The following is a 23,077-nucleotide window of genomic DNA, read 5'->3' as shown; positions in this document are numbered from 1 at the left end:
TGTATAGTTCACATCCCCTGATATTAGTCGTATTACTTCACGAGAGCGACGATCTTCTGTGCACCGTCAGCCATGGAATCCGCAGCGACAATGTTCAAGCCGGATTCGTTCAGGATTTTTTTGCCGAGCTCCACGTTTGTACCTTCCAAACGCACAACCAGCGGACGATCCAGACCGATTTGCTTCGCAGCTTCAACAACACCGTTCGCAATAACATCGCACTTCATGATGCCTCCGAAGATGTTAACGAAAATACCTTTTACGTTCGCATCGGACAAAATGATTTTGAACGCTTCGGTAACCTTTTCTGTCGTCGCACCGCCCCCTACATCAAGGAAGTTCGCCGGTTCGCCGCCGTAATATTTGATAATATCCATAGTTGCCATCGCGAGTCCTGCGCCGTTAACCATACAGCCGATGTTTCCATCGAGTGCGATATAGCTCAGGTCGAACTTGGACGCTTCGATTTCCTTTTCATCTTCTTCATCCAGGTCGCGCAGCTCAAGAATGTCCTTATGACGGAACAATGCGTTGGAATCGAAGTTCAGCTTCGCATCCAATGCCATTACGTTGCCGTCGCCGGTTACAACGAGCGGGTTGATCTCAGCGATAGAACAATCCTTCTCTACAAAAGCGCTGTAAAGAGCCATCATGAACTTCACAGCCTTGTTGACCAGCTCGTTAGGGATGTTGATGGCATAAGCAAGCTTGCGCGCTTGGAACGCTTGCAGACCGATGGCAGGATCGATCACTTCTTTGAAGATTTTCTCAGGCGTATGATGCGCCACTTCTTCAATTTCCGTACCGCCCTCTTCGGAAGCCATCATCACCACGCGTCCGGTGCCGCGGTCCACGACAACGCCCACATAGTACTCTTTCTTAATATCGCAGCCCTGCTCGATCAGCAGACGCTTCACTTCTTTACCTTCCGGACCCGTTTGGTGAGTCACGAGAACCTTACCTAGGATTTCGCCGGCATATGTACGAACTTCATCAAGGCTTTTCGCAACCTTAACGCCGCCTGCCTTACCGCGACCCCCGGCATGGATCTGTGCTTTTACGACGACAACCGGCGTTCCCAGTGCCTTCGCCGCTTCAACCGCTTCATCCACGGAAAAAGCTACTTTACCTTCCGGTACGGCTACTCCGTACTGCTTCAGTACTGCTTTGCCTTGGTACTCATGGATATTCATTGAGCAAAATCCTCCTATCAGTTATAGCTTGCTATATGGATCCGATGCCGGCCATGCAGGACGGAATCGTTCGCAAACAGGCGATGCGGCGTGTATAAAGGAACCGGCAATACCGTCCTTCATAGCTTGAGCTAGGGTTGTCCAGAAGATACCCTTTATCTGCCTTCACCTCAAAACCTTTACCATTGTAACACTTTTTATCGACGGTTTCCTCATCTTTTCGGCAGGAAGTTTTTAAATTCTTATTAATCTTTTTTATTCACCTGAAAAAAAATGCGTATCTTACATGCAAAACAGATGTCAAAACAAAAGCGCATTTCTCCCCTGCAAGGAAAATATGCGCTGTCGTATAAGGTTGTGCGGCTTGTTATTGATACGAAATTGGCTGCGTCTGGGTCATCACCCGGGGCTCGCGTTCCGCCTGTTTAATGAACCTCAGCTCATTTCCGGTAAAGCTGCAAACCTGACATTGTATGGTGGGCTCGGCCTCCGGCAGCTCATCCGGTTCTCCGACCTCCTGCACGGCCCCTGTAACGGCGTCCTTCAGAAAGCGTCTCGAAAAGCTGGAAATCATACTGAATTTGACCCGGTTGGACCGGCAATTCGGACAAAAGTACGGTTTTTCCTGCATAATCTTCTCACTTCATTCTTAGGCTTTCCTGTAATCACGATGAATATCCACAAACATCCGACTCATTCCATGTATTGCCAAAAGCAGCATCCAGCATGTAAAATGAAGTTATCTTATACGATCAACGGCGATAAGGAAGCACCTTTGCCTAGGACTAGATTATCCGGGGGGAAGGTGTTTTTTTGTTATGTATGGAAAAGTAATCAGTGCTTGCTTGCACGGAGTAGACGGGAAACTGGTTGAGGTAGAGGTCGACCTCAGCAATGGTTTGCCCGTGATGAATATCGTCGGACTGCCGGACAGCGCCATTAAAGAATCCATGGAAAGAGTGCGTGCCGCCGTAAAAAATTGCGGGTTTACGTTTCCCCTCCAACGGATCACGGTGAATCTCGCCCCTGCAGACGTTCGGAAGGAAGGAGCCTCCTTCGACCTGGCCATTGCGCTGGGGCTTTTGATCACGAGCGGACAGCTTCCGGAAGAGGATTGGAAGGATACTATGGTATTGGGAGAGCTGGCGTTAGACGGATCCATCCGACCTGTGCCGGGTGTTCTCTCCATGCTCGCCACAGGGCTGGACTACGGTGTCAAACGAGTCCTCGTTCCGGCTCCGAATGCCGACGAGGCCGGATTTGTAGAGGGTATGGAGATCCGGGCCATTTCTCATCTTGCGGAGTTAAAGGGGGGGATTACAGGGAATTTAATTAATGTACTTAATAATTCATCACATTTATCTTCATCATTCGCGAATCCATTGTCCGATTCCGGTTTAGTTGAGGATTATGCCGATGTTTGCGGCCAGCTTCACGTGAAGCGCGCACTCATGATTTGCGCTGCCGGCATGCACAACCTTCTGTTGATCGGTCCTCCCGGTACGGGTAAAACCATGCTGGCCAAACGACTTCCGACCATTCTCCCGCGGATGAACGATCATGAAGCCCTTGACGTCACGAAAATTTATAGCGCCTCCGGCAAATTTGCCGACCGCAGCCGGCTGATTCGGGAGCGTCCGTTTCGAATGCCTCATCATAGCATCTCAGCAGGCGGACTGATCGGCGGCGGCTCCATCCCCAAACCGGGTGAGGTCAGCCTCGCCCATCGCGGCGTCTTGTTTTTGGATGAGCTGCCGGAGTTCTCCCGCGTTGTGCTGGAGGTTCTCCGTCAGCCGATGGAGGATCGGCGTGTCACGATCGGAAGAGCGCGCGCAGTCTATACGTTTCCCGCTCACTTTTTGTTGGCGGCGTCGATGAATCCCTGCCCTTGCGGCTATTGGGGCGCTGAGACCGAGATTCATTCGTGCACCTGCAGTCCGCTAAAGGTTGCGGGATATCGATCCAAAATCTCCGGTCCTCTGATGGATCGTATTGATCTGCACGTCGAAGTGCCGAGAATCGATTATTCTCAATTGAATCACGGAGAGCAGTTAAGCTCGGCGCAGATGCGGGAGCGGGTGGAAACGGCCCATCTGCTTCAGGAAGATCGATACCGAAACCGGGGGATCCTTTTTAACAGCGAGCTCAGCGGGAAAAGGCTGCGCGAAACGATTCAGCTGGACGTCGCTTCCTCTGCACTGCTGGAACGAACGTTTGAACTACTAGGGCTTAGCGTACGAGCGTATGACCGGATATTGAAGGTGGCCCGGACGATTGCCGATTTGGAATGCAGTGAGAAAGTGGAGGAGGTTCATGTAGCAGAAGCGCTGCAGTACCGTACATTGGATAAAAAGTAAAACCGTTCGATGATGAAATCATTAAAACTTATGCAAAAAAGAAGAGGAAGCTCCTCTTCTTCAGAAGGCACATAAAATGTGATCCAGTTCTTTCAGGTTTCCGTAAGGATCCGTAATGACGGAGATCACATCAAAGCGTGTTTGTTCATTATAAAGACGGTGCTGGTGAAGATAGACCTGGGCTGTCTCCAGCACCTGCCGCTGCTTTTTGGCATCGATGGATTCCTGCGGCGTACCGAAGCGTAATGTCCGACTGCGTGTACGTACTTCGATAAAGACGATGACACCGTCCACTTTGGCGACAATGTCGATTTCTCCCGAGCGAACCCTCCAATTGCGGGCAAGGATGATATAATGCTTCGAGATTAAGTATGCCTCGGCATACTGCTCTCCTGCCGCTCCCAATTGCTTGCGATTTAACGCCGTTTTTTGCTCTGTCATCGGTTTGGTTTCATCCCTTTGGCCCTCTGGTCGGAACGATAGATGAAGCTTAATACCTCCGCCACCAAATGATACAGCTCGGGTGGAATCTCTTGATCCAGATCCAGCTTCGATAATACCTCGACTAAGGAAGCATCCTCTTGAACGGGAACGCCCCCTTCTTTTGCTCTTTGCAAAATGGCATCCGCCATATGCCCCTTTCCCTTAGCCACAACGGTAGGAGCCTTAGAGATATCCGGTGAATATTTCAAGGCTACTGCCTTTTTCATCGGGCTTGGCTGAGGGGTTTGGTTGTTCTTGCTCATAGGCGGATATCCACCCCTTTATACGGCTTTTGGCCGTATACCGCTTGCAGCTGAGCCGCTGCCGAACCAGGCTTAATCGCTGCAGTACTGTTCTCATTCAGCTCCGACAGCCGTTCAGGATAAGGGGTGCATTTCATAGATATGAACTGATAACCGATCGCGGAAAGACCGTTTGCAATCTCTTCCCGGTTGGCTTCCAGCAAATCCGCGAGAAATGGTTGGTCATTATGGACCTGTAGGCTTACGATTTTGTTCACTACCTGCACATCCACCATGGTGTCACCGAGTGATTTCATTTTCAAGTCGAATACCAGCCGGCAATTATCAGCATCCAAGCCGCCTCGACTGCCCTTACGGGATTGAATATGGATCGCGGCCGTTTGTTCACCATTCCCATTAATAAGGGGCACGAACATCGTCACATGTGAAAACATGGAAGAACGGTCGGTATTCAATAGCAGCTGCTGACCGGTTATTTGCTGCAGGGCCTGCTGCGCCGCTTCTTTCAAAGCTGGGGTTACATCGCTTGATTGGCCCAGCTGAAGCAGAAGTCCCTTCAGCGTATCGGCCGCCTTCGACTCTGCGGCTGAAGCATTGCCTTGCATATGGAGCAGCTTGAGGGATTGATGCTCATGGTCAACACCGAGCGCTTTCATCATCCGGCCTAGCCACTGTCCAGGCTCTGCTGCTTCGGGCTGCTGCTGTTGCGTTGGGGCCACCCCCTGCGCTCCTGCTCCCGTGCTGCCGCTCGCTCCCGCCGTCGTCGCCGCTGCGCCAGCTTGCGCTCCTGCTCCCCCGCTGCCGCTCGCTCCCGCCGCCGTCGCCGCTACGCCCGACTGCGCTCCTGCTCCCGTGCTACCGCTCGCTCCCGCCGCCGTCGCCGCTCCGCTAGCCTGCGCACCCGCGCCTGCGCTGCCGCTCGCTCCCGCCGCCGTCGCCGCTCCGCTAGCCTGCGCACCCGCGCCTGCGCTGCCGCTCGCTCCCGCCGTCGGCGTCGCCACTGCGCCCGATTGCGCTCCTGCTCCCGCGCTGCCGCTCGCTCCCGCCGCCGTCGCCGCTCCGCCAGCCTGCGCGCCCGCGCCCGCGCTGCCGCTCGCTCCCGCCGCCGTCGCCGCTACGCTCGCCTGCGCTCCCGTGCCTGCGCTGCCGCTCGCTCCCGCCGCCGCCGCTCCGCCCGACTGCGCTCCTGCTCCCGCGCTGCCGCTCGCTCCCGCCGCCGTCGCCGCTACGCTCGCCTGCGCTCCAGCGCCTGCGCTCCCGCTCGCTCCCGCCGCCGTCGCCGCTAAGCCAGCCTGCGCTCCCGCGCCTGCGCTCCCGCTCGCTCCCGCCGTCGGCGTCGCCACTGCGCCCGATTGCGCTCCTGCTCCCGCGCTGCCGCTCGCTCCCGCCACCGTCGCCGCTCCGCCAGCCTGCGCTCCCGCGCCTGCGCTGCCGCTCGCTCCCGTCGTCGCCGCTCCGCCAGCCTGCGATCCTGCGCCTGCGTTCGTTCCTGGAGGCGTTTCTACCTCCGCTTGAGCTAATAACTGCGCTGAGGCAGCCCGGACTTGTTGTACGAGCGCTTTTACGCCTTCTAGCAGCGCTCTGCTTTCCGGTGTCATTGGCTTCCCGCCGCCAAGCTCCCGCTCAATCGCATCCTCCAGCTGGGTCAAGGTCTCATGTATGGGTTGGCCTTGGATTGCCTGCTTGACCGACAACACCGCCTCCGGCGTTAAGGGCACCCCCTTCTGCATGGCTACTATGCCGGCAGGAAGCCAATCCTCCAAAGGAATCGATGCAGGCATTTGCCCGGCAAGCTGTACGAAAGCTTGCACATTTTCCTTCGTCAGCGCTATTCCCGCCTGATGCAGTGCCTGGACGAGCTGCCGATTCGCAGGCGTATCGCTGATGGCCAATGATTTGATGACATCCGGAAGAGATGAATCCGCAATTTGTACTCCTCCTGAAGCTTCCAAGGGCTTCAAGTTCACTTGACCATTCGCCGATTCCGGCTGTACCTGCAGCATAGTGGATTGCCCCTGCTTCAACGGCGTTTCCAGCCTCGCTCTAACTTGTACCCCCCCAATGTTCATCAGAGCTTCCTGCTCCGGCAAAACCTGAAGGACGACGCCGCGGACTACCTGTCCCGTCTTCAACTCCAGCGACTTAGGCTCAGATGCGTGCACATCACCCATCATCCCGCGAAACAATCCGCCAATATTCATCGTATCCCTCCCTATCCGAAAGAGAAAGCCGGCCTCTACCGACCGGCTTCTCACAAATCTCTTCATACTTTATATCGGCAGTTACCGTCCAAACTTTCATATCTATCCTAAGATCATCCTAAAACAATTCCTGCTGCTCATATTCCGATTCCGCAAGCAGCTTGCGAAGAAACATTTTTCGGTGAAGCGGCGTAGGGCCGAATTCCAAAATTCGCTCTCGATGCATTTTCGTTGCATACCCCTTATGTACTGCAATTCCGTATTCAGGATATTGTTTATCCCAATCCAGGCACATCCGGTCTCTCGTTACCTTAGCAACAATCGAAGCCGCTGCTATCGATTGACTTAAGGCGTCGCCATGAATGACCGCTAGCTGGCGAATCGGTAAATCCACCTTCTCTGCATCCACCAGCAAATAATCCGGGCACTGCTTCAGCTGTTCCACAGCCATTTTCATCGCAAGCCGCGCCGCCTGCTTTATGTTGACACGCTCAATCGTTTGTACATCCATGATCCCTATACCAACAGCTACGGCCTCTCGCAGGACCACCTCATACAATTCGTCCCGTTTTTTTTCAGAAAGCTTCTTCGAATCGTTCACTTCATCTAGGATAAGACCCTCCGGCAAAATTACCGCAGCAGCCACTACATCGCCAAACAAACATCCCCGACCGACCTCGTCCACACCGGCCACCCATTGTCGCCCCTGCGCCCATAGGTCTCTTTCATATTCCAACAAGTCGTCCACCCGCTTTTCTGTCTTTCCATAACCCTTCTCTTAAAAAATCATTATATCTCAGCTCTCCCGGCTTGCCCATAAAAAAATTGCAGATCTGCTGGAGAGTCCTCCCATCAGCAGCGATACGTTCCAACAAACCCCTCTAGATAAACCGTGTATCCTAAGCATCCCTCATCAGCAACGGCTCCCCGGGATACCTCGTTTGCCTGTACTCCTCGTACTTCACGCAATTCGGTACCCGGTATACTCCCCTATTTACGAATGAGGCCGGCTCCCTTCGCTTGTCATTAACTCCATCCATACCGAACCAATACCCATACGATTTCGATCAGCACCAATGCCACAAGCCGGAAAAATGTAATCCATGCTCACCGCTTGTGTCGACGCCCCTTGCGTTCGTGACATAATGGAGCTTTCCTCCAAATCTTTGTCGAGCTGGTTTAACTTACCTGATATAATGTTGAAGCCTCAGGAAGCAATCATTCCGGCTGCCAATATAAGATTTCAAACGATTCCACGAGAAATAACACCATAGCCAATTGGCCCGGTAGAAGACTCTCTCCATCGGTGTGGGCTTTGTTCCGGTAACAACTTTGGAGAAATTTGCCTCGAGATTATCTCAGAATTTGGTAGAAGCTCTAGCCAGGATGCTCTGCACATTATATAATGTAGATATTAATAATGAAACTATGTTTCACTAGTTGAAATTAATAAAAGAGGTGTTAAACATGTCGTTTTCTTTTGAAGGGATTGATCACATTCAGTTAGCTGCACCGGCCGGTGCTGAAGAAGCCGCGCGCGCTTTTTTTACCGGAATTCTCGGCTGGAAGGAGTTACCGAAGCCTGATAAACTGCGTAGTCGCGGTGGTACGTGGTTTCAATGCGGGATACATCAAGTACACCTTGGCATCCAGAAGGACTTCGTCCCAGCCATTAAGGCGCACCCTGCTTTTCTCGTCCGGGACCTCGATGCCCTTCGTTCGCATTTACTTTCCAAGGACGTGCACGTGATCGATGATGAAATGCGTGAGGACGAAGGCATCCTTCGTTTCTATGTGCAGGATCCGTTCGGCAACCGATTGGAGTTTATGGAATACTGCTAAGACTCTTTATTTGCAGCCCCATTTCTTATAACGAAACAAAGCCGTATGAAACGGGCAGCGACCGGTCGACGGGACGATTTTACCGCCGAGCCATTCAAAAATTAAATAGTAAAGCCACCATAGGGTATAGGAATCCCATAGATCCCAACCGAACGTAAATGTGAATATATTCTTATTTTAAATGAGCAGCATTTCGGAAACAATCGCTAAGTGAACAAGCACCCAATAAAATGGAAATTTTCCAAGACCAGATCTTCGGGCTATAGCGTACTCCGGCAACCACCGTAAAGGTAATAAAAGTAAACTGTCAGATGCCCATGGAGTGGGCGATCCGGGAATGTATAAAAGCGAAGTGCAATAAACAGATAACATAAACCTGTGCCTACGGCCCCGCTAATAAAGTATAACAGCCCGTAGCGATGCCCGTTATTTCTTACTTCCCTGTATCCGCCTAGGATCCCAATCAACGTTGGGATTACTATGAGAACATACTCATATAGAGGGTACTTCATAAACAGATCCTTCCCGATCATATACTTTACCCTCATTCTACCCTAAGCCGAAGCCGTTCTATCCAACTTTTCCCCTTGATCTACGATACAAAAAAGACCGCACGCCTTACCGGTATTACATCACCGATAGGGAGTGAGGCCTTCGTTTAACCATCTATTCGTTTACCCTTGGGGAACTGCCTCTTCTGCTTCCGCAGCAAGCATCGCCGGGTCCTCGAGACTGACGCGTCCCAGCTTGCCCGCTCTCAGCTCTCTGAGAATGGTCAGAGACGCCTTCTCCAGATCGACTCTTCCGCCGCTCATAAGCGCGCCGCGTTTTCGCCCGATGTCCTCGATCAGCTGAACTACCTTTTCATTATCCTCGGTATCCTGCGGAACCTCCGCGATGCCGAATCGTTCCTTCAGCGCATCGCCATACTTCTTGGCGATATAACGCATGGCGAACAAGGCGATCTCCTCGGGGTGCAGAATCTCTTCCTTAATCGCTCCGGTCGCAGCAAGGCGCATTCCAACCCGCTGATCCTCAAACTTCGGCCATAGAATCCCCGGCGTGTCCAGCAGCTCCATCTCTGTACCAACCTTGATCCACTGCTGCCCCTTGGTTACACCGGGACGATCTCCCGTAGCGGCGATTTTGCGTCCGGCCATTTTATTAATGAGAGTCGACTTTCCTACATTCGGAATGCCTACAATCAGTGCCCGAATGGCTCTTGGCTTGATGCCTTTGCGCAGCTGCGCTTCAATCTTGTCGGATAACAGCTCCCGGCTGCGGTTCAAAATCTCCTTGCTCGGGTTCCCCTGTGCAGCGTCGATAGGAAGCGCTTTTAACCCCTGCTCCGCAAAATAAGCAACCCACTGCCGTGTAATCTCCGGATCGGCCAGATCACTTTTGTTCAGAAGCACGAGCCGCGGTTTGTTCATTAGGATTTCGTCAATCATCGGGTTCCGGCTGGAAAGCGGGATTCTTGCATCCAGCAGCTCTATTGCCAGATCAATCAGCTTCAGCTTATCCTGAATTTGCCGCCGGGCCCGTGTCATGTGACCTGGAAACCATTGAATTGTCATAAGGTCACCTCACTTGTTCTACATTTAATGGATCCACTTCAAATCCTTCATCGGCCAAAAAATAATATCCGCCCGGCCAACAATGCGGTCATATTCGATAAATCCGATATCTCGGCTGTCTGCGCTGTTGGAGCGATTGTCCCCCATGACAAACACGCTGCCCTCCGCTACCGTCTTCTCGGCAAAATTTCTCGTGTTATAGGGTATCCCTTTTTTCGCCGCATCATCCAATGCCTGCTTCAGCCACGGTTCGTCCAGCTGCTGATTGTTTACGAACACCTTATCGCCTTCCACCCGAACCTTCTCGCCCGGCAGCGCAATGACGCGCTTAATGTAATCCTTATCCTCCGTCGCATGAAAGACGATGACCTCGCCGCGCTGCGGCGCCCTGAAATCATATAAAATCTTGTTGACGATGAGCCGTTCGCTGGTATGAAAATTCGGTTCCATGGACGGACCTTCAACGATGAATGGAGAGAAGATGAAGGTACGGATGATGAACACCAATCCTCCGGCGATTAACAGCGCTTTGATCCATTCCCATGCTTCGTTTTTTACCGAGCTTGGTTTGCTTTCGTTTTCGACGGTTTGCTCTTGCTCCATATGTACGTGACTGTCCTTTCTACCATGGAATAGGGGTATATAGAAAGCGAAAAGGAGCTTGAAAATCAAGCCCCTGTCGTTTCTTATCGAATCTCTTGAATTCTAGCTGCTTTACCGCGCAGACCGCGAAGATAGTAGAGCTTCGCGCGACGGACTTTACCACGGCGAGCCACTTCAATCTTATCGATCTTCGGGGAATTGATTGGGAACGTTCTTTCTACGCCAACACCGTAAGAAATTTTTCTTACTGTGAACGTTTCGCTGATACCGCCGCCGCGGCGCTTAATAACAACACCCTCGAACAGCTGGATACGCTCGCGAGTACCCTCGATAACCTTAACATGCACCTTCAGCGTGTCGCCTGGGCGAAAGCTAGGAATATCCTGACGCAATTGTTCCTTCGTAATCTCCTGGATCAAATTCATGTATGACTCCCTCCTTCCACACAGGTGTTCATGCCGCTCCTAAGTTGTATAAATTCTATCGATGCTACGCGCAGAGGACCACCGTATTAAGCAAAAATGCAACAACGCTTTATATCATAACACAATGCCAAGCCTAGTTCAACAGGGAAAGGGAGGTTTTGGAGTAAAAACAACTAATTTTTTGCGTTTCTTCGGGTAAGGCTTACTTCTCTCCGTCTTCTTCCTGTCGAATCTCCTGTAAAAACCGTTCATCCTTCTTCGTCAACGGGAAGTTTTTGAGCAGATCCGGCCGCTTCTTCCAGGTTCTGCGAAGCGACTCCTTACGTCGCCAATCGGCCACATTCGCGTGGTGACCGGACAGCAGAATCTCCGGTACCTCCCAATCCCGAAACTTCACCGGGCGGGTATAGTGAGGGTATTCCAGCAGTCCGGTGCTGAAGGAATCCGTAACTGCTGACGTTTCGTTACCGAGCACCCCAGGCAGCAATCGAACTACGCTATCGATTACAACCATCGCAGGCAGCTCTCCGCCGGTCAGTACATAATCGCCGATCGATAGCTCGTCGGTCACCAGATGCTCTCGTATGCGCTCGTCGTAGCCCTCATAGTGCCCGCAGATGAAGAGTAAGTGTTCTTCCTCCGACAGCCGTTCCGCGACCTTCTGAGTGAAGGGCTCACCTTGGGGACACATCAGAATGACTCTAGGCTTACGAGTATAGCCCTTGGTAATATCCTCTACGGCGGTGAAGATCGGTTCCGGCTTCAGCACCATGCCTCCGCCGCCTCCATAGGGATAATCATCCACCGTATTGTGCTTATTATTGGCATAATCCCGAAAATTGGTCGTATTGAGGCTAACCAGCCCCTTCTCTTGTGCCTTTCCCAGGATACTGGAGTGAAATACACCCTCGAACATAGCCGGAAATAACGTCAGAACATCGATCCGCATCAATCCAACAGCCCTTCGATAATGTGAACGGTGACGAGCTTCTGCTCTACATCGACATCCAGTACGACCTCATCGATGTAAGGCAGCAGCAGCTCCTTGCCGGATTTCGGCTTCACTACCCAGACATCATTAGCCCCGGGGGATAAAATCTCGGTAATGGTTCCGAGCTCCTGACCTTCATCCGTCACCACCTTACATCCGAGGATCTCATGGTGATAAAATTCATCCTCTTCAAGATCACCGAGGTACTTTTCCTCCACCTTAAGAAGCCAGCCTTTGTATTTTTCCACTTCATTGATGTTGGTAAAGCCTTGGAACAGGATCACATACATTCCCTTATGGTAGCGGGACGAGGCCACTGTTACGGGAAGGCGGATATTTTTCTCCTCCTCTACGAACAGGAGCTGACTGCCCTTAGCGAAGCGCTCCTCGGGAAAGTCGGTTTGCGGGACGATTTTCAGCTCCCCGCGTATGCCGTGCGTATTCACAATTTTGCCTACCGTATACAGCTTTTCGCTCATGGAAACCTCCATTTATAGTAATCCCCCCGTGTAAAATGAACCCTATGGATTATGTAAGGGGGTGCCCCTTTTCAAGAGACCCGTATATACACAAAAGAGTTAGGAGCATCTCCTAACTCTCATTGTTGACATTACGACAAGATTTCAACCGAAACTCGTTTCGGTTCCTTCACTGCAGCGGATGTGACGACGGTACGAAGCGACTTCGCAATACGACCTTGCTTGCCGATCACTTTACCGACGTCGTCGGGGTGAACGGACAGCTCGTACGTAATGCTGCGGTCGTCCTCCTTCGAGGTCACGCGTACTTCATCCGGATGATCCACCAACGCCTTGGCGATAACGGTTATAAGATCCTTCATTCGTACCTCCGAATTCACGTGCAGCCTTACGCTGCAGCGAGATTACTTCTGCAGCTTGGACTCGTGGAACTTAGTCATGATGCCGGCTTTGCTGAACAGACTGCGTACTGTGTCGGAAGCTTGAGCACCAGTTTGAAGCCATTTCAGTGCTTTCTCTTCGTCAATATTGACAATGGCTGGTTGAGCCACCGGATTATAAGTACCGATCTCTTCGATAAAGCGGCCGTCACGCGGGGAACGGGAATCCGAAACCACCACACGGTAGAAAGGAGCTTTGTGAGCGCCCATACGCTTAAGACGAATGCGAGTTGCCATGATATTTTCACCTCCCAGATAGAGTAAAATGATTATATGATGCCGGGATTAGAACGGGAATTTCCCGCCTTTGCCAAGCTTCTTCATTTGCTTCATCATCTTGTTGCCCTTAGGTCCCATCATGCTGGAGAACTGCTTCATCATTTTGCGCATGTCCTCGAACTGCTTAATGAACCGGTTGACGTCTTGAATCGAATTGCCGCTGCCGGCAGCCAAACGCTTTCGGCGACTAGGATTGAGCAGCTCCGGATGGGCGCGCTCCTCCTTCGTCATGGACTTCACGATGGCCGCTACACGGCTCATCTGCTTGTCGTCCACCTTCACGTCCTTCATACCCTTGATCTTCCCTGCGCCAGGCAGCATGTCAAGAATTTGATCGAGCGGACCAAGCTTCTTTACCTGCTCCATTTGCTCGAGGAAATCGTCGAAGGTGAACTCGGCATTGCGCATCTTGCGCTCCATCTCTTTCGCCTTGTCGGCATCGATGCTCGCCTGTGCCTTCTCGATCAGCGTGAGCATATCGCCCATGCCGAGAATACGGGATGCCATCCGTTCGGGATGGAACGGCTCCAGCGCATCCATCTTCTCACCCATCGCAGCAAACTTGATCGGGCAGCCGGTGACCGCCTTAACCGATAATGCGGCACCGCCTCGGGTATCGCCGTCGAGCTTCGTCAGCACTACGCCCGTCAGCTCAAGCTGCTTGTGGAAGCTCTCCGCGACGTTAACTGCATCCTGACCTGTCATTGCATCAACGACCAGAAGGATTTCATTCGGATTGACCGCTTCGACGATCTGCTTCAGCTCGTCCATCAACGTTTCGTCGATGTGCAAACGGCCGGCCGTATCGATGATCAAGTAATCGTTGCCTTGATCCTTCGCCTGCTGCAGCGCCTTCTTTGCGATCTCCACAGGGCTTACATCCGTCCCCATGGCGAACACCGGTACCTTCAGCTGCTCTCCAAGCACTTGCAGCTGCTTAATCGCTGCGGGACGGTAAATATCTCCCGCCGCCAGGAGCGGCTTATGATTTTGTTGGGCGAGCATTTTGGCCAGCTTACCGACCGTTGTCGTTTTACCGGCACCCTGCAAGCCTGCCATCATAATGACGGTAGGCGGCTTATTGGCCTTCGCCAGCTTGCTTTGCGTTCCGCCCATGAGCTCGGTGAGCTCTTTATTCACGATGTCGACGACGACCATCGCCGGTGTGAAGCTTTGCAGCACCTCTTGGCCGATGGCGCGCTCCTTCACCTTTGCGATGAATTCCTTAACGACTTTAAAGTTAACGTCCGCTTCAAGAAGCGCGAGCCGTACTTCCCTCAGTGCCTCGTTTACATCGTCCTCCGTCAGCTTGCCTTTGCCTCTTAGCTTGCTAAATACATTTTGCAATCGGCTGGCTAGTCCTTCGAATGCCATGAACGCGTCACCACCTTCTGGAGGAATTTATATCATAGTTCGGATTCTTATTCAGTCAATCGTGCTCGATAAGCTTATTAATGAGCTCCTGCAAATGCCCGTGGTTCGGGTCTGCCGCCGCTCTAAGCTCGCTGAGCAATCGCTGGCGTTCTTCATGCCTTGCCAGCAGCTGCAGCTTGGATTCGTACTCCTCCAGCACCGCTTCGGCACGTTTAATATGCTCGTAAACGGCTTGCCGGCTGATGCCGAATTCCGCAGCAATCTCGCCAAGCGAGTAATCATCGTGGAAATATGCCTTCATGAACTGCTGCTGCTTATCCGTAAGCAGCTTCTCATAGAAATCGAACAGCAGGTTAATGCGGTTCGCCTTCAGCAGCGCACTTTCTTCAGTCATGTGCTCCACCTCCGTTAAGGTAAAACACTTTACAGGAACAACAGAACCTATCATACTGAATTCCGGAGTGGATGTCAAGCTTTTATCCTTAACAGTCTTCAAACGGGATTTGCCTTGGGATTAAGGCTGTTCCTGGCCTTCCTTTGCTTCCTCTTCCTGAATCCATTTGCTGAAGAGGGCGTGAACGAATTGATCCGAATCGAACGGCTGCAGATCGTCCATTTTCTCGCCGAGGCCGACGAATTTCACCGGCAGCTTCAGCTCCTGGCGAATCGCAACAACGATGCCGCCCTTCGCCGTTCCGTCAAGCTTCGTGAGGACCAGGCCGCTAAGACCTGACTTCTCGTCAAAAAGCTTCGCCTGGGAAAGCGCATTTTGTCCCGTCGTCGCATCGAGCACCAGCAGCACCTCATGCGGGGCCTCCGGCACCTCGCGGCGAATGACGCGATAAATTTTGTTCAGCTCCTCCATTAGGTTGACCTTGTTCTGCAAGCGCCCTGCCGTATCGCAGAGCAGAACGTCCACCCCGCGCGATTTGGCCGCCTGGACGGCATCGAACATGACGGCCGCCGGGTCAGAGCCCGCCTGCTGCTTGATTACGTCTACGCCCGCACGCTTGCCCCACTCCTCCAGCTGTTCGATTGCTCCTGCCCGGAACGTATCTCCCGCAGCGAGCAGCACTTTTTTTCCTTGGGATTTCATATAGTGGGCCATCTTGCCGATGGTAGTCGTTTTTCCTACGCCGTTGACACCAACGAATAAAATAATGGTAAGGCCGGAATCCGCCATCTTCAGAGAAGCGTTCTCTTCCCCCTTCAGCAGACCAATCAGCATCTCGGACAATACCGGCTGCAGCTCGCTCGGGCTTTCGATTTTGCGCTTGCGCACCTCGGACCGAAGGTTATCCATCAGCTTCAGCACGGTATTCACACCGACGTCGGCCCCGATCAAAATTTCCTCCAGCTCCTCATAAAACTCCTCGTCAATCTTCTTGCGGCGGGAGAACAGGTCTTCGACGCGATCAACGAACACATCTCTCGTCTTCGTTAATCCTTCCTTGAACTTATTCGTGACCGCTTCCGCCTTGGTCGAAATGCTTTCCTTCAGCTTTTTAAAAAAATTCATCGGCACTATGCCCCTTTCTCCTATATGCGATTACGCCGTTTCCGACGCAATAATCGACTCATCCTCTTCAAGCCGGACGGATACCAGCTTCGATACGCCGCCCTCTTCCATCGTCACTCCGTATAAAACATCCGCTTCTTCCATGGTTCCTTTGCGGTGGGTCACGACGATAAACTGCGTTACCTCGGAAAACTCGCGCAAATACTCGGCAAAGCGCGCTACGTTCGCCTCATCGAGCGCCGCCTCCACCTCGTCGAGCACACAGAACGGGACCGGCTTGACGCGAATAATCGAGAACAGCAGTGCGATGGCCGTGAGCGCCCGCTCTCCCCCGGAGAGCAGCTGCAGGTTTTGCAGCTTTTTGCCCGGCGGCTGGGCCACGATCTCAATGCCCGTATCGAGCATATTCTCCGGCTCGGAAAGAATCAGGTCGGCCCGGCCGCCCCCGAACAGCTTAGAGAATACCACGACGAAATGCGAGCGAATCGCATCGAACGTGGTCTTAAAGCGCTTCGACATTTCCTCGTCCATCTCCCGGATGACCTGGTACAATGCCGTCTTCGCTTCGATCAGATCGTCCTTCTGTTCCGTTAAGAACGTAAAGCGCTCGTTGACGCGCTGGAACTCCTCGATAGCCCCGAGGTTCACATCTCCCAACGCGGCAATATCTCGCTTCAGCTCGCGCACCTTGTTCTGCATCCCGAGCACATCCTCCGGCACCGGATAACGCTGCTTCGCCAGCTCGAAGCTGAGCTCGTAATCCTCGGACAGCTTTTTCAGCAGATTCTCGAGCTCCACATCAAGCCGGTTGACGCGAACCTCCGTTTGATGCATCTGCTCTTGGATCTGCTTCAGCTGATTGCGCTGCTCGCGCGTCTTATTCTCTTCTTGTTCGAGCTTCGCAAGCCATTCCGCTCGTTCCGCCCGCTTCAGGTCCAGCTGCTCCGCGCAGTGCTGCTTTTTCAGCTTCAAATCGTTCAGCAGCTCGATCTGCAGCACCGTTTCCTGCTCATGCAGCTCCATATCGTGAACCAGCTGCTCCAGCATACGGCGGTTCATGTCCAGCTCTGATCGAAGCGTATCCAATTCCGCACGGAAACGGCGCTCCTGATCCTGGAGCAGCTGCTTCTCCTGCGACTGGGAGGCGACCTTGATCTTCAGGTCCGTAAGCTGCGTTTGCAGCTCTTCCTTCGCCGATTCGCTTGCTTTGCGCCGAATCTCTGCATCGCGAATCGCCTGTTGAAGATGTGCCTCTTCCTGCTGAAGCTGCACGAGGGCCTGCTCCGCCTTGACCTTACGCGTCTCGAGATCCTTGCGCTCCTCTGTCAGTGACTCGTCATCGGCTCCATACAGCGCAAGCTGATCGGCTACCTGCCTAGCTTCCTTCTCCAGTGGCTCTAAGGAGGCACGGATCTGCTGCTCTTCAAGACGCAAGGTTTCCACCGATTGACGAAGCTCGTCCAGCTGATGCGAGGCTGCGGCCATGTCCTTTCGGACATGCTCTGCCTTTTTACGCAGCTCCTGCAGCTGCGTTTCATTAGTAATGATGTCCTGGTCCATTTCCTCGATCTGGCGCTGACGGCTGAGCAGGCTGGTCGTCTTCTTCTGCTGACTGCCCCCAGTCATCGATCCGCCCGGGTTTACGACGTCGCCCTCCAGCGTCACCACTCGGAACCGATACTGAACGCGCGCCGCAATCCGGTTCGCTACCTCAAGCGTACCGGCTATGATGACATTACCGAGCATGCTCCCGACGATTTGCCTATATGTCTCATCAAACTGTACAAGCTCGGCGGCAATCCCGATAAAGCCTTCCATTCCTTGCAGCTGACGCACCTCGTGCTCCGGTATGGAGCGTCCGCGAATGACATCCAGCGGCAGGAAGGTAGCACGGCCCAGCTGACGCTTTTTCAGGAACGCAATCGCGTCCCGTCCGTTCGCTTCGTTCTGAACGACGATGTTTTGAAGCGCCGCGCCAAGCGCCGTTTCTACCGCGACCTCAACGTTCGCTGGCACCTTCACCAGCTCGGCTACCGCGCCATGAATGCCTCGCAGATCGCCGCGGTCCTTGGCCTTCAGTACCTCCTTGACGCCATGCGCGAAGCCGTCGTAATCGTTAGCCATCTCCCGCATCGTATCCCGGCGCGAGATAAGGGCGTCCAGCTTTTGCTCCCACTTGCGCACGGTCGTCTGTACTTCCTCGGCCAGCAGCTGCTTCTCCTTTAATAATTGGCTTACGTCCAGGTATTTGTTGCGGAGCTTGCCGATCTCATCCACTACCAGCCCAAGCCTCGTCTCCAGCTCCTTCTTCCGTTCGGCGATGCTGTCGCTTTGCTCCTGCCACTTGCGGCGTTCATCGCCGATCCGGTCCAGCCGTCTTGACAGCGTCTCCAGCTGCTGCTCCGCATACCTTGCTTCATTGCGGGCATTCGCCATGTCGTTGAGCCGCTCCAGAAGCTCCGACTTCAGGCGGTCCTCCTCTTCGCTGCTGATGCCTCCCGTCACTCCGAGCAGCCGGTCTTCTTCAGCTTTCAGCTTCGCTTGCGACTCATCCAACTCCGCTGAGAGATACCGTATCTTATCCTTAAAGCCGGCAATCTCCGCTTCCTTCTCCTGAAGCCTCTGCTCCTGTTGAGCAACGGTCAATTTGAGTTGCGACTCATTGGAAGCAAAATTTTTCTTGCGTTCCTTTAATACCTCGCCATGGCCTTCGCACTTCTCAAAATCCTCGCTCAGCTGAAGCAGCTGCTCCTGCAGGGCTTCCGTCTCTTCTTCAAGCCGGCGCGATTCCCAGCGATGCTGCTCCAGCTGTGCGTCATGAGTGCTGACGAAGCCGGACAACTCCAGCTCTTCCCGCCGAAGCCGGTCCAGCTTGGCATTAATTTCGGTCCATGAGGCGTAAATCTGCTCAATTTGATACACGTACATGGCGATCTCGCTGGACTTGAGCTGCTCCTTCAGCTCCTTGTAGCGAATCGCCTTCTCCGATTGCTCGCGAAGCGGCTCGATCTGATCCTCCAGCTCGGAGACCAGGTCGTGGATCCGAAGCAGGTTTTGCTCGGTTTCCTGCAGCTTCTTCTCGGTTTCTTTTTTCCTCGATTTATATTTGACGATTCCCGACGCTTCTTCGAAGATGCCGCGGCGATCCTCCGATTTCGTACTGAGAATCTCTTCTATTCGCCCCTGTCCGATGATCGAGTACGCTTCCTTCCCGATCCCGGTGTCCATGAACAGCTCGGTAATATCCTTGAGCCGGCAGGACTGCTTATTAATAAAATATTCGCTGTCTCCGCTGCGATGCACCCGTCTTGTCACGGTTACCTCTTGATAATCGAGCGGTAGCGAGTTGCTGGAGTTATCCAGCGTCAGCGATACTTCTCCGTAGTTGACCGCTTTACGCGCGTCACTTCCGGCGAAGATAATATCTTCCATTTTGCCCCCGCGCAGAGATCGTGCGCTCTGCTCCCCGAGCACCCACCGGATCCCGTCGGAAATGTTGCTCTTGCCGCTGCCGTTCGGGCCTACGACGGCGGTAATGCCCTGAACGAACTCCAGCTCCGTCTTGTCGGCAAAGGACTTGAATCCGGCCAGCTCGATACGCTTCAAAAACATGGTCTCACCTCACACGCTATTGTAACACATTCTCCAGCGTTAGTAGATACCTGAGGTCTTCAGCATCTTACAAAAGAAGCGCCTGCTCCTACACTGGGAGCCCGGCGCCTCTGAAGAAAGAGTATCTATTCACTTTGGCTGCTGGACCTTAACCTTCAGCGTCTCTAACGCCTCTTTAGCCGCATGCTGCTCCGCTTCTTTCTTCGAACGGCCGGAGCCGCGTCCGAGAAGCTGCTCCTGAAGATATACCTCCGAAAGAAACTCTCTTTCATGCGCAGGTCCTCGTTCATCCACGATCTTGTACTCAATGCTTCCCAGACTGTGCTGTTGAACATGCTCCTGCAGCAACGTCTTATAGTCGGCCGTTAGCAGCTTCCCTTGCCCCGGAAGGTTAGGGAACATGTGCTTCTTCAGGAACGATCGGACTGTTTCAAGCCCCTGATCCAGGTAGAGCGCACCGATAAACGATTCGAATACGTCCGCCAGCAAAGCGGGCCTTGTTCTTCCTCCTGTCAGCTCCTCGCCTTTGCCCAGCAGTACATAAGAACCGAAATCGAGCTGTTCGGCAAAGCCGACGAGCGAAGGCTCGCATACGATGGAGGCACGCAGCTTGGTCAGCTCGCCCTCCGAGCGTTCCGGATGCTGTTCAAATAAATATTCGGATACCGTTAATTCCAAGACGGCATCGCCAAGAAATTCGAGTCGTTCGTTATCCTTGTGGTTTCCGATGCGATGCTCGTTCACATAGGAGGAGTGGGTAAACGCTTGCCGGAGCAATTCGGGATGCCGAAACGATAGCTGCAACGCCTCTTGCAGCTGTTTAAGGTTACGATGCATGTTTTCACCGCCTATTGATGTGTTCCCCTAGGAAGTCTTTGAAACCACATAACGAACAAAAGTTGATAAAGTCCGGCTTGGAGGCCGGCTTTATCAACCACAGAACAAAGCGCACGTTATAGTATGGGCCGAATGGCGCCGATTATGCTTCGAATTTCTTCAGCACCACCGTAGCGTTATGTCCTCCAAAGCCGAAGGAGTTGGACATTACGATATTCAGGTCCGCCTGACGCGGAACATTCGGCACATAATCCAAATCACATTCCGGATCCTGATTCTCCAGATTGATCGTCGGAGGAATGATGCCGTGCTTCAGCGCCAGCGCACAGATCAACGCCTCTACGCCCCCGGCCGCACCGAGCAAATGTCCTGTCATGGACTTCGTGGAGCTGACGGCCAGCTTATACGCATGGTCGCCAAACGCCTTCTTGATAGCAGTCGTTTCCGAGCGGTCTCCCACTGGAGTCGAAGTGCCGTGCGCATTAATGTAGTCAACCTGCTCCGGATCAATTCCCGCATCCTTCACAGCCTTGACCATACAGCGTGCCGCGCCGTCCGGATCCGGATCGGTCATGTGGTAAGCGTCACCGCTCATGCCGTACCCGATCACTTCGCCGTAAATTTTCGCGCCGCGCTTCTGAGCGTGCTCCAGCGATTCGAGAATGAGAATGCCTGCTCCCTCGCCCATCACGAACCCGTCGCGGCCCGTATCGAAAGGACGGCTTGCCTTCTCAGGCTCTTCATTGCGAGTGGACATGGCACGGAGTGCACAGAACCCTGCCACGCCGGTCGGGCTGATCGTCGCTTCCGCGCCGCCGCAGATCATTACGTCCGCGTCGCCATGGGCGATCGTCTTAAAAGCGTCGCCGATCGAATGCGTCCCTGTAGCGCAAGCGGTAACCGCAGTGCTGTTCGGGCCCTTCGCCCCGGTGATCATGGAAATTTGGCCGGAGGCCATGTTCGCGATCATCATCGGAATGAAGAACGGGCTGACACGCTTCGGTCCCTTCTCCAGCAGAATCTTATGCTGCTCTTCCCATGTGGACAAGCCGCCGATTCCTGAACCGACATACACACCCACTCGCTCGGGATCGGTATCCTCCTGAATGTTGAGGCCGGCATCCTTCACGGCCGACAATGTCGCGGCTACAGCGAACTGGACGAATCGGTCCATGCGGCGAGCTTCTTTTTTATCCATGTAATCTTCCGGGTTGAAATCCTTAATCTCTGCCGCGATCCGTGTAGGATATTCGCTCACATCGAACGATTCGATCATACCGACGCCAGACTTGCCCTCCATCAGGCTTCCCCAGAATGTTTCGAGGTCCTTACCGAGCGACGTCATGACGCCAAGTCCTGTAATCACTACTCTTTGCTTCACCTGAAACCCACCTCTATTGTCAAATAACTGATGTCGTTATGAATGATCATTAGTAAAACCAAATCGGAGGAAATGGACATAAGTCCCGCTTAAGTGGTTTAAACGGGACTTATGGTGTTACGTATGAGATTTTATGTACTCAACTACTTGTCCTACTGTAGTTATCTTCTCTGCATCTTCATCAGAGATTTCCATATCAAACTCATCTTCCAGCTCCATAACCAACTCTACTACATCGAGAGAATCGGCTCCAAGGTCATCCTTGAAAGATGCTTCGAGGGTTACCTCGTTCTCGTCGACACCAAGTCGATCGACGACGATGCGTTTTACGCGATCCAAAACGTCAGACATCCGGTTCACCTCCTCTACGGTATTATACTTAACTTATGGACAAATTGCCATAGTCAGTAAGAGATACGCAGAAAAAAACAATTTTCGTTGTTTTCTTGCTGCAAGTCCTACATGTACATGCCACCGTCGACATGAATCGTCTGTCCGGTCATGTAGGAGGCATCGTCTGAAGCAAGGAAGCGTACCGCCTTGGCGATATCCTCCGGCTGTCCCAGACGGGAGAGCGGAATTTGCGCGAGCAAGCCTGTGCGCATCTCCTCGTTCAGCTTATCCGTCATATCGGTCTCAATGAAGCCTGGAGCTACGCAATTAACGGTAATTCCGCGGGAGGCAAGCTCCTTCGCTGCCGCCTTAGTCATTCCGATGACACCGGCTTTAGCCGCCACGTAATTCGTCTGTCCTGCGTTGCCCAAAGCTCCTACGACGGAGGAGATGTTGATGATCCGGCCGGAGCGCTGCTTCATCATCGGACGGGTTGCTGCCTTCATACAGTTGAACACGCCCTTCAGATTCGTTTCGATCACTTGATCGAACTCCTCTTCTTTCATCCGCATGATCAGGTTGTCGCGGGTAATCCCGGCGTTGTTCACCACAATATCGATGCGGCCGAACGCCTCCAGCACCTGCTTGAACAGGTCCTCTACCTCTTGTGTCGAGCCTACATTGGCTTTCACCTTGAACGACTTGCGGCCCAGCGCTTCAATCTGCTGCACCACCTCCGCCGCAGCCCCTTCGCTGCCTGCGTAGTTTACAACGACATCGGCGCCGGCTTCCGCCAGCGTCAGAGCGATCGCTCTGCCGATACCGCGCGAAGCGCCTGTTACAAGCGCCACTTTCCCCATAAGCATGGCTTTAAGCCTCCTATGTATG

Annotated in this window: 22 protein-coding genes and 1 pseudogene; 2 read left to right on the top strand and 21 right to left on the bottom strand. The window is 53.2% G+C overall.

The genetic code is table 11. The features are described from left to right. Positions 1–32: 32 nt before the first annotated feature. Together sucC and QMO62_RS05000 are read right to left on the bottom strand one after the other, a co-directional pair. On the bottom strand, positions 33–1,193 hold the full coding sequence (sucC, locus tag QMO62_RS05005; protein ID WP_284639011.1) for an ADP-forming succinate--CoA ligase subunit beta: 1,161 nt from the start codon (positions 1,191–1,193) through the stop codon (positions 33–35). A gap of 367 nt (positions 1,194–1,560) precedes the next feature. After that, a complete protein-coding gene (locus QMO62_RS05000) occupies positions 1,561–1,824 on the bottom strand; it encodes a hypothetical protein (protein ID WP_284639009.1) in 264 nt (87 codons plus the stop codon). 187 nt (positions 1,825–2,011) lie between these two features. Between QMO62_RS05000 and QMO62_RS04995 the strand changes: the two genes are divergently transcribed. Then, the gene (locus QMO62_RS04995) at positions 2,012–3,550 is read left to right on the top strand and encodes a YifB family Mg chelatase-like AAA ATPase (protein ID WP_284639007.1); all 1,539 of its coding nucleotides are present in this window, start codon (positions 2,012–2,014) and stop codon (positions 3,548–3,550) included. 60 nt (positions 3,551–3,610) lie between these two features. Here QMO62_RS04995 and QMO62_RS04990 read toward each other — a convergent pair whose 3' ends face one another. From QMO62_RS04990 to rnhB, 4 genes and pseudogenes are all read right to left on the bottom strand, one after another. Beyond that, positions 3,611–3,991, bottom strand: coding sequence for a YraN family protein (locus tag QMO62_RS04990; protein WP_284639005.1), 381 nt, complete (start codon positions 3,989–3,991; stop codon positions 3,611–3,613). Then, the gene (locus QMO62_RS04985; RefSeq protein WP_284639003.1) at positions 3,988–4,296 is read right to left on the bottom strand and encodes an EscU/YscU/HrcU family type III secretion system export apparatus switch protein; all 309 of its coding nucleotides are present in this window, start codon (positions 4,294–4,296) and stop codon (positions 3,988–3,990) included. The genes QMO62_RS04990 and QMO62_RS04985 overlap by 4 nt, the downstream gene beginning before the upstream one ends. Then, a complete protein-coding gene (locus QMO62_RS04980) occupies positions 4,293–6,497 on the bottom strand; it encodes a TP0910 N-terminal domain-containing protein (RefSeq protein ID WP_284639001.1) in 2,205 nt (734 codons plus the stop codon). Before QMO62_RS04980 ends, QMO62_RS04985 begins: the two co-directional genes overlap by 4 nt. 118 nt (positions 6,498–6,615) lie before the next feature. After that, positions 6,616–7,248 (bottom strand): annotated as a pseudogene (gene rnhB, locus QMO62_RS04975) (ribonuclease HII); the annotation flags it as partial. Positions 7,249–7,964: 716 nt separating this feature from the next. Between rnhB and QMO62_RS04970 the strand changes: the two are divergent. After that, positions 7,965–8,339: a VOC family protein gene (locus QMO62_RS04970; protein ID WP_284638999.1), complete on the top strand. Its 375-nt coding sequence runs from the start codon at positions 7,965–7,967 to the stop codon at positions 8,337–8,339. Between the two features lie 674 nt (positions 8,340–9,013). Here QMO62_RS04970 and ylqF read toward each other — a convergent pair. The 15 genes from ylqF to fabG all read right to left on the bottom strand — a co-directional run bounded on the left by ylqF (position 9,014) and on the right by fabG (position 23,055). Next, positions 9,014–9,916, bottom strand: coding sequence for a ribosome biogenesis GTPase YlqF (gene ylqF / locus QMO62_RS04965; protein WP_284638998.1), 903 nt, complete (start codon positions 9,914–9,916; stop codon positions 9,014–9,016). 24 nt (positions 9,917–9,940) lie between these two features. Further along, positions 9,941–10,519 carry a signal peptidase I gene (gene lepB, locus QMO62_RS04960; RefSeq protein ID WP_284638997.1) on the bottom strand — a complete coding sequence of 193 codons (579 nt, stop codon included), beginning with the start codon at positions 10,517–10,519 and terminating at the stop codon, positions 9,941–9,943. 83 nt (positions 10,520–10,602) lie between these two features. After that, the gene (gene rplS, locus QMO62_RS04955) at positions 10,603–10,944 is read right to left on the bottom strand and encodes a 50S ribosomal protein L19 (protein ID WP_284638996.1); all 342 of its coding nucleotides are present in this window, start codon (positions 10,942–10,944) and stop codon (positions 10,603–10,605) included. Positions 10,945–11,146: 202 nt separating this feature from the next. After that, positions 11,147–11,893: a tRNA (guanosine(37)-N1)-methyltransferase TrmD gene (gene trmD / locus QMO62_RS04950; RefSeq protein ID WP_284644867.1), complete on the bottom strand. Its 747-nt coding sequence runs from the start codon at positions 11,891–11,893 to the stop codon at positions 11,147–11,149. Then, entirely contained in the window at positions 11,893–12,414 is a 522-nt protein-coding gene (rimM, locus tag QMO62_RS04945; RefSeq protein WP_284638995.1) for a ribosome maturation factor RimM, read from the bottom strand. The genes trmD and rimM overlap by 1 nt, the downstream gene beginning before the upstream one ends. A gap of 131 nt (positions 12,415–12,545) precedes the next feature. Further along, the gene (locus QMO62_RS04940) at positions 12,546–12,776 is read right to left on the bottom strand and encodes a KH domain-containing protein (RefSeq protein WP_284638994.1); all 231 of its coding nucleotides are present in this window, start codon (positions 12,774–12,776) and stop codon (positions 12,546–12,548) included. 42 nt (positions 12,777–12,818) lie between these two features. Next, entirely contained in the window at positions 12,819–13,091 is a 273-nt protein-coding gene (gene rpsP, locus QMO62_RS04935) for a 30S ribosomal protein S16 (protein WP_159886997.1), read from the bottom strand. A 48-nt stretch (positions 13,092–13,139) separates the two neighbouring features. Further along, complete coding sequence (ffh, locus tag QMO62_RS04930) at positions 13,140–14,507, bottom strand: signal recognition particle protein (RefSeq protein ID WP_284638993.1); 1,368 nt, start codon at positions 14,505–14,507, stop codon at positions 13,140–13,142. 55 nt (positions 14,508–14,562) lie between these two features. Next, positions 14,563–14,901, bottom strand: a complete 339-nt coding sequence (locus QMO62_RS04925) for a putative DNA-binding protein (protein WP_284638992.1) — start codon at positions 14,899–14,901, stop codon at positions 14,563–14,565. Positions 14,902–15,021: 120 nt separating this feature from the next. Further along, on the bottom strand, positions 15,022–16,026 hold the full coding sequence (gene ftsY / locus QMO62_RS04920; protein ID WP_284638991.1) for a signal recognition particle-docking protein FtsY: 1,005 nt from the start codon (positions 16,024–16,026) through the stop codon (positions 15,022–15,024). Between the two features lie 30 nt (positions 16,027–16,056). After that, positions 16,057–19,638, bottom strand: coding sequence for a chromosome segregation protein SMC (gene smc / locus QMO62_RS04915; RefSeq protein ID WP_284638990.1), 3,582 nt, complete (start codon positions 19,636–19,638; stop codon positions 16,057–16,059). Between the two features lie 129 nt (positions 19,639–19,767). Then, on the bottom strand, positions 19,768–20,475 hold the full coding sequence (gene rnc / locus QMO62_RS04910) for a ribonuclease III (RefSeq protein WP_284638989.1): 708 nt from the start codon (positions 20,473–20,475) through the stop codon (positions 19,768–19,770). 142 nt (positions 20,476–20,617) lie between these two features. After that, the gene (gene fabF / locus QMO62_RS04905; RefSeq protein WP_284638988.1) at positions 20,618–21,856 is read right to left on the bottom strand and encodes a beta-ketoacyl-ACP synthase II; all 1,239 of its coding nucleotides are present in this window, start codon (positions 21,854–21,856) and stop codon (positions 20,618–20,620) included. Between the two features lie 117 nt (positions 21,857–21,973). Continuing rightward, a complete protein-coding gene (gene acpP, locus QMO62_RS04900; RefSeq protein WP_284638987.1) occupies positions 21,974–22,207 on the bottom strand; it encodes an acyl carrier protein in 234 nt (77 codons plus the stop codon). Between the two features lie 107 nt (positions 22,208–22,314). Beyond that, entirely contained in the window at positions 22,315–23,055 is a 741-nt protein-coding gene (gene fabG, locus QMO62_RS04895) for a 3-oxoacyl-[acyl-carrier-protein] reductase (protein ID WP_284638986.1), read from the bottom strand. Between the last annotated feature and the right edge of the window lie 22 nt (positions 23,056–23,077).

It is taken from the genome of Paenibacillus silviterrae, assembly GCF_030167925.1.
GTDB lineage: Bacteria > Bacillota > Bacilli > Paenibacillales > NBRC-103111 > Paenibacillus_G > Paenibacillus_G silviterrae.
This window is presented reverse-complemented; position numbering and strand designations above follow the sequence as displayed.